This is a genomic window from Neorhizobium sp. DAR64860/K0K1 (assembly GCF_050500205.1).
Lineage (GTDB): Bacteria > Pseudomonadota > Alphaproteobacteria > Rhizobiales > Rhizobiaceae > Neorhizobium > Neorhizobium soli.
This window is the reverse complement of the sequence record NZ_CP191460.1, coordinates 83,722-95,691: the sequence shown is the minus strand read 5'-3', so window position 1 is coordinate 95,691 and position 11,970 is coordinate 83,722. Positions and strand designations below refer to the sequence as shown.

Here is an 11,970-nt window from a genome sequence, read left to right as displayed (position 1 = left end):
TCGAAAGATGACGCCGTCTCCTAATATAGATAGAGCACATTAAGATTGTTACTCAGGCGGTTTGCTGAAGGTTACCGTACCTGCTACGGTCATCAAAAAAATAATAAGCCGCGATATGCGTTTAAGCCGAAAGTAGTATGCTAAATTTTGGCAGGTAGTCTTTTATTCTTTTGCATTAAAAGTATCTCAAGCGGGTCCGGTATTGCAAGCAAGCAAGCTTTGAGTGCGTCTACATCTCATGCAGCCTCCTGTGACTGCTCTCTCAAAAACCGTCTCAACAACGCACCATTGACAGGGCGACTAATAAGGTAGCCTTGTATTTGGTCGCAGCCCTCAGCAACGGTGAAGGCCCGTTGTTCATTTGTCTCAACACCTTCAACAGTGACAGACATATGAAGTTTGGAGGCAAGGGTCGTGATGGCCTGTATGATGGCGACGCATTCCTGATCACGGGGAGCATGTCGGATGAAGGACTGATCGATCTTAATCTTGCTGAAAGGGAACCGACGGAGGTAGTTTAGCGACGAATACCCCGTTCCAAAATCATCCATTGAAATTCGGATGCCCATTGCTCGCAGGGTTTGCAGTGTTTCGAACGCGAGCGCTTCATCCTGCATCAACGCGCTTTCAGTGATCTCAAGCTCTAGTCGAGAGGCAGGCAAACCGCTGGCCTCCAGCGCTGACAAGACAGTCAACGGAAGAGACGTATCGCGCAACTGAACGGACGACAAGTTTACCGCGACGGTGATGTCATGCGGCCATGTAGAGGCTTCAACGCATGCAGCGCGCAGTATCCATGTTCCTATATCTCCTATCAGGCCTATCTCTTCGGCAACCGGAATAAACTTAGCAGGCGGTATCATACCGCGTGTGGGATGCCGCCATCGCGCGAGAGCTTCGGCACCTTGTACCTTGCCCGTTTTGGGATCCACTTGTGGCTGGTAATGGACTTCGAATTCGTCCCGCGACAGTGCGCGACGTAAATCAATCTCTAGCAACCTACGATGTTCGGCAGTCACGCTCATGCTTTGTTCGTAGAAACGGTACGTGCTTCCCCCTGCGTGTTTGGCGGCGTAAAGTGCAAGATCTGCATGGCGCGTCACAGTTGAAGGGTCACCGCCGTCTTCGGGAAACATCGAAATGCCAATGCTTCCTGCGATATCGATAACCGATCCATCGATGAGGAATGGTTTGCTGAGGACTTCGATAATAACAACGGCAATCTCTGCGACCGAGCCTTTATCATCGATAATCAACGCGAACTCGTCTCCGCCCAACCTGGCGATCAATGACGCACTGGCTCGCCGCGCTGACAGCCGTTTCGAGACACGTACGAGAAGTTCGTCCCCGACCATATGTCCAAGCGTGTCATTGACTGTCTTGAACCGGTCTAGGTCCAGGAAAAATAACGCAAAGCCTGCCCCAGACATGGCTGCTTCGGTGCACCGAGAGGCTAACGCCTCGTTGAACTGAAGCCTGTTGGATAGACCTGTTAGAGTGTCGGAGTAGGCAAGCGATCGAATCTTGTGTTCGTTGCGGATACGCTCACTTTGATCGCGCACTGCGATCACGGTCTGCTGCCGGCTTCCGACGCTGACCGACTTCCACAGGACGCGCACGGGGATCAGCTGGCCTGATGTTGTCAGCAGTTCGGCATCTTCCTCTTCGTGCTCCGGGATAGCGCTTATATCAACGTTTGGAAGGAGAGTGGACAAAGCCTTTCGCGCCAAACTCTCGCTCGTACAGCCAGCTAGTCGCGCGAGGCTGGCGTTGACTGCGTCGATCGTTTCGCCATCGCAGATCGCCAGACCTTCTACGGCGAGATCAGCGAGTTGGCGGAGCTTCTTGCGATCACGCGCCAATTGAGCCTTTGCCGCTATCGCAAGACGGACGCCGACAAGAGCGAGCAACACCAGTCCTGCGCTGACTGTCGCGACGACAGGCGCAACGATTTCAGGCGATAGGGCAGATGATGGCAGTTCGATCCGCGGGTCAAACTCAAGCTGCAGTGCAGCCATGCCGAAGAAATGAAGGATGCTGATGCCTGCAATCAGTAGCAAGCTCGCCCAGTTTCGGAAAGCCGGTCTTCGCTCGCCGGCCCCGACCAACGCTGCACCGAAGAGAGGTATCGATAGGATAAGCGACCAAGCTATCAAGCCGTAGTTCCATCTCACGTGGCCGGTCACGACGTAGGAATACTGGCCGAGATAGTGGAGAAGGGTAATGCTTATTCCGAGGAACACGCCGGCGATCAGGCGCCGCGGACGACTGCGTGACCCGATAATACTCCCTACAGATAGGCCGATGCCTACAATGGTCAATCCGAGCGAGAGCACCGTCAAAACTGGATCAAACCCGGATAGCATGCCGGGTTGGAACGCGAGTAGGCCAATCATATGCGTTGACCAAGCTGTGCAGCCCGCTGCCATGATGGCTATCAGAGCCCACTTTCGTTTCGCGCCTTCGTCTGCGCGTGCCGCATGGCGTGCTACGGCAAAAGACGCGTAAACGCCGACAAGGCAAACAAGGCCTGCCAATAGAAGAAGGCTTTGATCGTGAGCTTCGCGCAGACAGGTATAGACGTATTGCACTTTTTGACCCTCAGATCGTGCCAGCCTACTTCCTGCAACTTAACATTTTGCAGTCGTTTATGAGCTTCGGTAGATGTTCCACAAGAAGCAGTTAATCAATCTGAATTAAGCCATCGATCGATGTTCTGCCAGCGGGCATGGAAGAAACAAGAGCATCCTCTCAGCTCGGAGGCTTTAACAGTTTTGAGCCCACAAGCTTTGAACTTAGGATACGAGCGGGTGTCAACAAGTGAATGGAATCGCCGCATAAACATGCGCTTGATCATCTCGTTCAACGCGGCGTACCGATCAACTACAGCGGCGACATAGGGCGCATGAGCCAGGAGGTTGCCGGCATGAGCGAGCGGCTAGCGGGGATCGAGCAGTCTCCCATCCTCAAACAAGGTCCAGAGCATTATGCCCGGGTGCTGGAGCGGGGGAGGCGAGGGGCTTGTTCGTACCGCGGCACATCAGTTCCAGAATGAAAGTCGTGACTTCCAGCGGGCGGCGCGGGAGCGGGCGGAGCATACTCGGGGTGCGCTGACGCGGAGGCAACAGGCTGTTCGAGTTTGGGTAGCTGCTGGCTGCGGTGTGATAGTGGGTGTGTTCGTTCTCTTGGCCTTTGCCGCGCTTCTTGCCGGTTGCCGCCAGTAGCCACGTCTGCATTGGTCATGGGTCAAAACCGTATCGATGCGGGTCATGCTCTTATCTATTCGGCCGACCCATCGTCTGCGGAGGCTGTTTCCAGGGGTGGCTGGATCTATGAGACCAATCGCAAAGTTATCGACGACTACATCGCTGAAATGTTTAAAAGCGGGAAGGAGCAACGATGTGCGTGGTCCTGCCTGCGGTGGAGAAGGGGCGAGGGGATCCGCCATGAGCAAAGTCACTCGAAGCCAGCCGCCGTTTAGGCTAGTCGTTTCCTTGTTGCTTGCTAGAGACATGTGCGCCGAGCAATCGTGAGCTCAACGCAGACGAGATGTGGGGTGACGAATGACCATCGATCGAAATGAGCCTGCAGCGCAGGACGAGAACGTCTCACTCAAACCTTCGGAAAGCTCGCTGGAGCTCATCAAGGTCGACCCTTATGGACTGAAAGCGGCGACTGCTATCAACGATCTCCTGACCAAGCCTCTCACCGTGCTTCCATGCGCCGTGGGGGACGAAGTTCGTCCTCTTACGATCGGAATCCGCTTTGAGATGGAACGCTGGATGAAGCCGAACATCTCTACCTCCACCCTTCTATCAGCTCTACGACGCTATGTCCGAAGCTCGGTGTACTTGATCGCAGCATCTCAGCCCGGTGCCTATCACCACGATGGGAACGGTACGCCGATAGAGCCGATCGACCAGATGGACCGTCTTCGCGCTTGGCAAATGTTCACCAACGGTCAGCAGCAGCGGCAGGAGCGTTCGCGGCAGCAGCGGCAGGCTGGACGCTCCCGCAATGGCGGCGGTTGCTGACGAAATCAGATAGCGCATCGTGGCTGTAGTTTTTGCAGCGTGACCAGTGCCTCAAAACCGCCCCTTCGGCCCTACAGCCCTTTATGAGAGAGCGGGCCTACAGGGCTAACCTCTGCGTTTGATTCAGAAGGATACGTTGCAACGGTGGTCGGCGCTACAAGCCACCCTGGAACAGGAACGTAAACCGATACGGTACCACGTCGTCACCTCGTCTGCGTGACGACACGTCGGGCGTGACCGTCGTCAGTGTCAGCATGCCATCCGCGACGGGAACTGGCTTGCCTAGAGTCAAATCAACCTGCTTGATCCAGTTGCCGCCCGACACGGTCGCCCGCAGTATGAACTGGCCCTCCCACACGCAGTGCTCGATCTGGCAACGGCTATCTTCAACGACCTGGTCGGCTCGCACATGCGGCCCTCCGACAGCGATCGTTTGACCAAGGCTGCTGGGTTGGTCGGCTACGACAGTTGAGACGGCTGCTGCGAGTGAGATGCAACTGGCCAGGAGCAACGTTCTTGGCAATACCAGCCCCATATTGCGACCCAGGTGTCCTCTATGCGTTCCATCGCAGCCGGTTAAAAACGAACCGTCCATTCTCATCACCGTGTCAGATTTAGTCTGAACCAGACCTTAGCAACTTGTCATCTCCATACTCACGGACGGAGGAAGCAGATAGCTAAGTTTTTGGCTTGAACATCAAAGAAGGATACAGCCGAGCCGACCGCCGGACGTTGAGTCGGATGTTGGTACGAAGTTGGTGTCGCGAAACTTAGAATTTCCGCGGCGACCGAAAGTCTGTTCGCGCGACTGATTTTTGCGACGATCTAGCATGGCATACCGGTCGTTCCAAGGTTGGTACGAAATGCCATAAGCGGCTACCTTGTCGTCTTGGAACGCGGGAGCGATCTTGCGTACGGCAGACTTAGCGATACCTATTCTGCAGCAGTGGCTGATCGACCGAAAAATCATAGTGTCCTTCGGAGACCTTCCGCTGTCTCCATCATCAATTGCCTGCACTAAACGGTACGGTAACTTACCGCAGGATGGTCACAGGGGATATAAAGGCTGGCTTCTAACCACTGACACCGCTCACATGTCTTTCAAGATTGAATCAACCAACTGGGAGTTAAGAGGTCGAAGCTTTACAATGCGAAGATGCTTTTGTGGCATTTCGCTTCAGGTCACCCCCGTTCACGCACGACAACGAGGCGCGTTCCGCTGGTGATCACCGTTTTGCCAGATGTATCAACGCAGCCGCGTGCGTGCCTGGCTGCGTTCTCAAGCGGCGACGGCTTAAATTTCCAGCCGACGGCCAAGCTACAAGAAGCGATTGTTTTTTCCAGCATTAGGAACAGGCAGGTATTGAGCGTGGGGGCGTATTAGTCCCTATCTTCACTAGCATCTGCGCAAGGCCAAGCTCCCGCCTAAAACAACCGTTCTACGTCTTAGGGTAAACCCGAGATGTCGTTGGCCTTTTGCAGAGTGAAGTGTACGTAGCAGAGTTCAACTTTCTGCTATCGCTTCTAGCCCACGTTCTGCCTTCAACGATACACGAAAGGCTTCATTCGGCGTAAGTAAATCGAATGGGCTGATCGGCATTCAGCGCGACCTGCCCATTTATATCCTAATAAACAATTAGTCGTCGTCGTACTCGGCTGCGGCGGCGTTCACCGACTCCTCCGCAAGCTCCGTGAGGCCCGCATCAGCGCCCTTCTCCTCAGCAAGGATTTCTTCAATAAGCTGCTTGGCTTCATCCATACCTAAGGCCTCTGCGAAGGCACGCATCGAGCCATATCGCGTGATCTCATAGTGCTCGATCGCTTGGCAGCTGAATATTATCGCTGCGTCAGCTGCGACGCTCGAGCCGAAGTCTTCGAGTAGGCTTTCGCTTTCTTCGAGGATGCCATCGATGGCATCGCACTTTTCAGCTTTGGCTCGCTTGCCGAGAAGCCCAAAAATCGCTTCTAGTTTCTCGATCTGGCCCGCGGTTTCCTCACGATGCGAGGTCAGAGCCTGAACCAGCTCAGGGTGGTCGGCTGCTTTGATCATTTTTGGCAGAGATTTGTAGATCTTCTTCTCAGCATAGTAGATGTCGCCGAGCGCATGCTCGAACAGGTCTGAAAGACTCTTGGCGTCCTTCGCAGAGACGCTTGCGGCCGTACGAGCGGCTGACTTGGTTGCCACCGCCTCCGCACGTTTCTTTCGTGCTTCACTAGTTGCGGGAGTGCCCTTGGTTCCGGAGGCACGTGCGGTTTTCGTAGCAGCAGTCTTCAAGGCTTTGTCGGCCTTTGTGGACTTTTCGGCAGTAGCCATTGTGTTCTCTCCCTAATGATGCCCTTGACTAGGCTGCGAATAACAAGTGCGGCAAGCCAAGGTTCCGAAGAGTTTTTTCACCGCGCACGCTTGCAAGAGTTGGAGTCTTCGAGACCTTTGACAGCTATGCCGCAGAAATGAAAATCAGGCGCTTTAGCGCAGGAAGTGTCATCTGAATGCCGGCACTTCAACCGTCAATCAACTGACCATCGATAAGGTCAATACCGAGAGAAACACCGACGATCCAGAGTAGGATCCGAAGCGCGTCCTTGCGCAAAGTCACGTCCATGAAACGGTATGCTATCTCGTCCCTGATCTTGCGAGCACGGCTTCGCTTGTAAAGTTTGTTGACGATCGGAAACCATGCCCGGAGTGGGATGAAGGTTTTGTCGCCGATACCGTCAATAAGCACTATGCTATCGAGCGTCTCATCGAAGACAATGTTATCGAGGTGCACGTCTGCGGCCACTATACCACTCTTTTCATACCAATCGAGGAACTCCCGCATCCGCGTGTCGATCGCCTTGTCGTAGATCCCTAGCTGGATTATCTTTCGTAAAGTGAGCGCCAAAGTACCATCTAGACGGCGCGAAGCTCGCACGACGAGTCCCACCCCACGATCGGTCATTACCAAGTGGGAGAACCGCTGCAGATGTCGCTTGGTTTCTGCCTCATAGGCCTTCATCCGACTATACTCGCCCAGTTCTCTGCGCAGTGGGACAACGTTTTTGTATACGCGTCGAACCGCCTTCAGTACGCTCCAGCGTCGAAAGAAGCGTCGAGGAGATGGAGCGGCTTTGTTGACCTTGATCAGCAGACTTCGATCCGTTGGGTGTCGGAAAACGTCACGTGTGCTACCAGACGCAACAGGTTGCTCCAATATTTCAATTGCAGGATAATGTGTGAGCCGATGCACGGCCCTATAGTTTTCAACGATTTGAGACATGGAGTGAATATCCGGTAGAAGGTATCGCTTGGGAGCCGTCTCGTGTGCTAGAACCTGCTACGCACACCTATGACGTTTGCATTCGAGCCTCCGTGCATATCGCCAAGCGTGCCCCACGCACCGGAGCGATGGTGAAGTCGCCAGAACACTTCCGTATCCGGCGCCGTATCGCGTGCAAAGCTTACCTCGGGCGCAAGGTAGAAAAGCGTTCGAGCGTCACCATCACGTTTTTGCTCATGATCCCGTTCTCGGCCCTTCTGGCTTTGGGTGACGTGGCTGAGGCCAAATGTGAACGACGGTGAGATACGTACGGAACCGAGTCCTAGAGCGTCATATCGTCCGACTGCGCCGCCCCACACCTCGCCGCTCGCATTCCGCCCGAACCTACCTGCGAGCCCGGCCTCAAGCCCAAGGTTGAACGCCCCGATCTGATATGGGAATACCTGGTAGCCGAGACCGAGCAGCGTGTTGCTTTCGTAGTTTGCACCGACAAAATCAGCAGCTGCAAACATGTCCTCATTGACCATTGCACCACCGAATAACGCGACTGACTGAGGCATCTCCAGCAGGTCTGCACGGGCGTAAGCCGGCTCGAGCTGCAACGCCGCGGTCGTTAATACGAGCTTCAAAAAGAACTTCATGTTGGATTTTCTCCAGTGCTCGTTCTGTGACCGAGCCCAAGCTGCTCAGCGATTGGCACACGTGATGAGCCTTCGTTCCCCTGCGCGGGAGTGACGGCATCAGCCCTGCAAATTCTAACCTTGTCGATGTTGCGACCCTCTAGGCTATGGATCTCGTAGACGAGATTACCATAGGGGACTTGCTCTCCTGCGTAAGGCAGGTGCCCGATCCGCCACAGAAGAAATCCTGCCAATGTCGAATATCTATCGGCGTCGTCGACCAGGTCGGTTTCCAACAGTCGAGATACGTGGCGGATGTCGATCCATCCGTCGACAAGGATGGATCCGTCCTCGCTTGTCTCAATGACGAGCTGGTCATCGTCGTCGCCGGCGAAGTCGCCGGCGATAGCTATAAGGAGATCTGTCGGTGTCACCATCCCCTCCATTTGACCGAACTCGTCAAGAAGGACGGCGACCTGAAGCGGCGACTGTCTGAGCTGTTCGAGTAACCGCAGCGCGCTGACGCTCTCGTGGACGACAAGCGGTTGGCGGATCAACCGTTGTAGATCGATCATTCCGTTCTCGATCAGGTCGCCCATAACATCGCGAGCAAGGGCCACCCCAATGAAGTCATCGAGGCTACCGCGGGCAACCGGAAACCTCGAATGTCCGGATTCCAGAACCTTACGACGCAGCTCAGCCTGGTCATCGCCAGTGTCGAGCCAGTCGATGTCACGACGAGGGGTCATCACAGACTTGGCGGGCCTATCCGCGAGCGTCAGCACGCTCTCGATCATGTCGTGTTCGACGGGGGTGAACAAGTCACTTCCGGCAGGCTGGTCGGTTACCTCGGCGGGCTCTCCCACCTCGACGTCTCCCCGGCGGCTCCCAAGCAGTGAGAGTACAGCGTTGGCAGTCCTTTCCCGCAGATCACCAGTGCTCATGAACCGCTCGTGATTACGTCGGCCTATCTGGTTGAACGCCTCGATCAGGACGGAGAAACCGATCGCGGCATAAAGATAGCCTTTTGGAATGTGGAAGCCGAGGCCCTCCACTACGAGCGAGAAACCGATCATCATCAGGAAGCCAAGGCACAGGATGACGACCGTCGGATGCCTGGTGACAAAAGCCATAAGCGGCTTTGACGCGAGCAACATAATTCCGACGGCGACGATCACAGCGATCATCATGACGGATAGATGCTGAACCATACCCACCGCCGTAATGACGCTGTCCAGCGAGAACACGGCATCGAGAACGACGATTTGCACCAGTACCTGCCAAAAAACAGCGTGCTTGACCTCGCCTTCCTCAACGCTGGAACGTCCTTCCAGTCGCTCATGCAGCTCCATCGTACCCTTGAACAGAAGGAAGAGTCCGCCCAAAAGCAGAATGAGATCGCGCCCAGATATCTCAATACCTGCGATCGTAAACAGTGGCGCAGTCAACGTGACGATCCAGGCAACCGACGCGAGGAGAATAAGACGCATGACCAGTGCGAGCATCAAGCCGATCAAACGGGCTCGCTCACGCTGATGTTGCGGCAACTTGTCGGCGAGGATTGCTATGAAGACTAGGTTATCGATGCCGAGAACAATCTCGAGAACGATCAGGGTAGCAAGACCCGCCCAGGCAGCGGGGTCGGACATCCATTCGAAAATCATTCTGCTTTACAGCTGCCTAGCAGGCTAGCCAATCCTTCTGCGGTCGTTCTAAATATGCCTTTGAGACTCCCGAAGGGAGCTAGCTCAAGAGCGTCGAACGTTACCAACAGCGGTCTTGGTGTCAGGCCGCTTTGCTGGCAACCGCGCCTTTTGGCATAGTAACCTGACAACAGTCTGATAAGTCTTGAGATAGCGGCCAGCACTAGAGGCTAGTACATCAGCATCGGCAAGCCATCGGATGAAATTACACGCGCTTGGAGCAGCAGTATGATGAAAATACCCAGCGCGATCCGGTAGTAGACGAAGGGTGAGAAGGAGCGGGTGGAGGCAATCTTCAGGAATGCGACGATTACGGCGTAGCCGACGACGAAGGCAGCAATCGTCGCGACCGCTGTCTCAGCATGCCCCACGACCTGCACATCTTTCAAGGAATTTATTAGTTGGTAGAAGCCTGATCCGAACACGGCGGGAACGGCGAGAAGGAACGAGTAGCGCGCTGCCGCCTCGCGAGTGAGCCCCAACAACAACCCGGCGCTGATCGTGCCGCCCGAACGTGACACGCCGGGGATGAGTGCCAGCGCCTGAGCGAACCCGAGAACTAGACCGCCTCGCCATGTGAGCGTTCTCAGGCTCTTCTGCTTCGGCCCCATCCGGTCAGCGGCACCCAGAACGATGCCGAAGGCTATCAGCATGAACGCAGTCACATAAAGATTGCGCAAGGTTGTCTCGATCGCCGACTGGAAGAGCAAACCGAGAATGACGATCGGGACCGATCCAATGATTATGTGCCATCCGAGCCGGGCATTTTCATCCGCCGGCATTCGACGGAGCATATGCGAAAGCCACGCGGTCGCAATCCGCCACAGATCGTTGCGAAAGTAGCTGAGAACGGCAAGCTCGGTTCCGATCTGGGTAATCGCTGTAAACGAAGATCCGGGATCGGTCCCCGATGGCAACAGCTCGCCGAGCAGGCGCAGGTGAGCGCTTGAGGATACGGGCAGGAATTCAGTCAGTCCCTGCACGATACCCAGAACGATTGCTTCCCAAAATTCCATTATAACTCCAGCAGCGATTGCGCCGCGGGAGTAGCAGCCTAAGCTGACAGGTGCCTGATGGGATCAAGCAGGGGGGAAAGTTAGTCTGACGGTGAAGTTTTGTGCCGAGAGGATGCAGGCGCTGCCGCCGATATTCTCCATTGTCCGACGGACGATCGCAAGCCCAAGACCAGAGCCGCTCTCGCTCTGTCGCCCTTTGCGGAAACGCTGAAACATTTCTTCGAACTCGTTGGGGTCTCGTGGCGGGCCCTCATCAGCCACATCGACATAAGTACCGCTGGGACCATGCAGCAATCTTACCGTTACGGCTCCCGATCCGTGGTAAAGGGCATTCTCCAGAATATTGCGCAGTACATGTCTTGCGGGCTCAGCACCTGTTTTAAAGTAGACTTCGTCCTCCAATTCGACCTGGATGCTCCGGCCGGCCGCCTCATAGAGGGGCAGAATATCGGCGACGGTCTCCCGGATTACACGGGAGAGGCGCGAATGTCCGGTATCTGAAGGCATTGCTTCGGAATCCGCTCGCGCAAGTGCAAGAAGCTGATCGACCAGACGCTTCATCTGCAGCATGTCCCTGTCAAGAACGTCCCATTCAACCGCTCCTTCCTGTCGTGCCTTCTGCAGCCTCAGACCAAGCACTGCAAGCGGCGTGCGCAACTCGTGTGCTGCATCGGATGTGAAGCGTCGTTCGGCATGATAGGCGGTCGCCAGTCGGTCCATAGCTTCGTTTGCAGACCTTGCGAGTGGGACTATTTCGGTAGGCAGCTCTTCCAGGGGAATGCGGCGATCAGGGTGTCGGACGCCGATCAAGCTCCCGAGCTCGGCCGCGCGTTGAACGCTTCGAAGCATCCAGCCTGCTAGAAGGTACATAGAGACAAGGGAGATGCAGGCGAGCCCCGAGAGCAGAAGTGTGCTACTGGCGAGGCGCTCTCTAAAGATCTGGCAGAGTTCTTCGCACTCGTCCCAGTCATTGCGTGACATGACAAGTACACGGTCGGGCCCCACTTCTTCGGCCATCACAGGCTGTCTCAATTCGAGATCCGAGCCGCCCGCAGGTACGAAGGGTAGGGGCGGCAATCCCGGAGGCGACGTTGCAACAAGTTCGCCTTCGGCTCTGTAGAGTGAGTAGCGCCAGTCCGATTGCGAGAAGCGGTGCGGCAGAAGACCGAGGTTTCTCCCGTCGTCCGAAAGAGGAACTGTTGCAAGGATAATCGCGACCTGCTCCCGGAAGACGTGCTCGCGAAGGTCACGGTCAAGGTCGAGCAGATAGATGACGACGTTTCCGATGCCGAGCGCGAAGACGATCAGCATCACCGCGACCAGCCTACCCCTAACGC

Annotated in this window: 11 protein-coding genes; 3 read left to right on the top strand and 8 right to left on the bottom strand. The window is 55.5% G+C overall.

Annotation, left to right across the window (positions count from 1 at the left end):
• Positions 1-236: 236 nt before the first annotated feature.
• Complete coding sequence (locus ACQY1J_RS21985) at positions 237-2,591, bottom strand: bifunctional diguanylate cyclase/phosphodiesterase (RefSeq protein WP_430252389.1); 2,355 nt, start codon at positions 2,589-2,591, stop codon at positions 237-239.
• A gap of 233 nt (positions 2,592-2,824) precedes the next feature.
• Between ACQY1J_RS21985 and ACQY1J_RS21980 the strand changes: the two genes are divergently transcribed.
• The 3 genes from ACQY1J_RS21980 (at position 2,825) to ACQY1J_RS21970 (ending at position 4,034) form a co-directional block, all read left to right on the top strand.
• Positions 2,825-3,055 (top strand): DUF6118 family protein, encoded by a 231-nt coding sequence (locus ACQY1J_RS21980; protein ID WP_430252387.1) that lies wholly within the window; start codon positions 2,825-2,827, stop codon positions 3,053-3,055.
• On the top strand, positions 2,988-3,224 hold the full coding sequence (locus tag ACQY1J_RS21975; protein WP_430252385.1) for a DUF6118 family protein: 237 nt from the start codon (positions 2,988-2,990) through the stop codon (positions 3,222-3,224). Before ACQY1J_RS21980 ends, ACQY1J_RS21975 begins: the two co-directional genes overlap by 68 nt.
• A 339-nt stretch (positions 3,225-3,563) precedes the next feature.
• On the top strand, positions 3,564-4,034 hold the full coding sequence (locus ACQY1J_RS21970; protein WP_430252383.1) for a ProQ/FINO family protein: 471 nt from the start codon (positions 3,564-3,566) through the stop codon (positions 4,032-4,034).
• A 154-nt stretch (positions 4,035-4,188) separates the two neighbouring features.
• Here the strand turns inward: ACQY1J_RS21970 and ACQY1J_RS21965 are convergent, their stop codons facing one another.
• From ACQY1J_RS21965 to ACQY1J_RS21935, 7 genes are all read right to left on the bottom strand, one after another.
• Positions 4,189-4,569 carry a hypothetical protein gene (locus tag ACQY1J_RS21965; protein ID WP_430252489.1) on the bottom strand — a complete coding sequence of 127 codons (381 nt, stop codon included), beginning with the start codon at positions 4,567-4,569 and terminating at the stop codon, positions 4,189-4,191.
• 1,101 nt (positions 4,570-5,670) lie between these two features.
• Entirely contained in the window at positions 5,671-6,348 is a 678-nt protein-coding gene (locus tag ACQY1J_RS21960) for a ferritin-like domain-containing protein (RefSeq protein WP_430252381.1), read from the bottom strand.
• 187 nt (positions 6,349-6,535) lie between these two features.
• Positions 6,536-7,294 carry a YrbL family protein gene (locus ACQY1J_RS21955; RefSeq protein WP_430252379.1) on the bottom strand — a complete coding sequence of 253 codons (759 nt, stop codon included), beginning with the start codon at positions 7,292-7,294 and terminating at the stop codon, positions 6,536-6,538.
• A 47-nt stretch (positions 7,295-7,341) separates the two neighbouring features.
• A complete protein-coding gene (locus ACQY1J_RS21950) occupies positions 7,342-7,935 on the bottom strand; it encodes a hypothetical protein (RefSeq protein ID WP_430252377.1) in 594 nt (197 codons plus the stop codon).
• Positions 7,932-9,578 carry a TerC family protein gene (locus tag ACQY1J_RS21945; RefSeq protein ID WP_430252375.1) on the bottom strand — a complete coding sequence of 549 codons (1,647 nt, stop codon included), beginning with the start codon at positions 9,576-9,578 and terminating at the stop codon, positions 7,932-7,934. Before ACQY1J_RS21945 ends, ACQY1J_RS21950 begins: the two co-directional genes overlap by 4 nt.
• Before the next feature lie 209 nt (positions 9,579-9,787).
• Positions 9,788-10,633 (bottom strand): undecaprenyl-diphosphate phosphatase, encoded by an 846-nt coding sequence (locus ACQY1J_RS21940; protein ID WP_430252373.1) that lies wholly within the window; start codon positions 10,631-10,633, stop codon positions 9,788-9,790.
• Between the two features lie 63 nt (positions 10,634-10,696).
• The gene (locus ACQY1J_RS21935) at positions 10,697-11,944 is read right to left on the bottom strand and encodes a sensor histidine kinase (RefSeq protein WP_430252371.1); all 1,248 of its coding nucleotides are present in this window, start codon (positions 11,942-11,944) and stop codon (positions 10,697-10,699) included.
• Positions 11,945-11,970 lie beyond the last annotated feature (26 nt).

Excerpts from the sequence above, each read along its gene's own strand:
- ACQY1J_RS21980 (WP_430252387.1), top strand. The coding sequence starts at position 2,825 with ATGGAATCGCCGCATAAACATGCGCTTGATCATCTCGTTCAACGCGGC.
- ACQY1J_RS21975 (WP_430252385.1), top strand. The coding sequence starts at position 2,988 with ATGCCCGGGTGCTGGAGCGGGGGAGGCGAGGGGCTTGTTCGTACCGCG.
- ACQY1J_RS21970 (WP_430252383.1), top strand. The coding sequence starts at position 3,564 with ATGACCATCGATCGAAATGAGCCTGCAGCGCAGGACGAGAACGTCTCA.
- ACQY1J_RS21965 (WP_430252489.1), bottom strand. The coding sequence starts at position 4,569 with ATGGGGCTGGTATTGCCAAGAACGTTGCTCCTGGCCAGTTGCATCTCA.
- ACQY1J_RS21960 (WP_430252381.1), bottom strand. The coding sequence starts at position 6,348 with ATGGCTACTGCCGAAAAGTCCACAAAGGCCGACAAAGCCTTGAAGACT.
- ACQY1J_RS21955 (WP_430252379.1), bottom strand. The coding sequence starts at position 7,294 with ATGTCTCAAATCGTTGAAAACTATAGGGCCGTGCATCGGCTCACACAT.
- ACQY1J_RS21950 (WP_430252377.1), bottom strand. The coding sequence starts at position 7,935 with ATGAAGTTCTTTTTGAAGCTCGTATTAACGACCGCGGCGTTGCAGCTC.
- ACQY1J_RS21945 (WP_430252375.1), bottom strand. The coding sequence starts at position 9,578 with ATGATTTTCGAATGGATGTCCGACCCCGCTGCCTGGGCGGGTCTTGCT.
- ACQY1J_RS21940 (WP_430252373.1), bottom strand. The coding sequence starts at position 10,633 with ATGGAATTTTGGGAAGCAATCGTTCTGGGTATCGTGCAGGGACTGACT.
- ACQY1J_RS21935 (WP_430252371.1), bottom strand. The coding sequence starts at position 11,944 with ATGCTGATCGTCTTCGCGCTCGGCATCGGAAACGTCGTCATCTATCTG.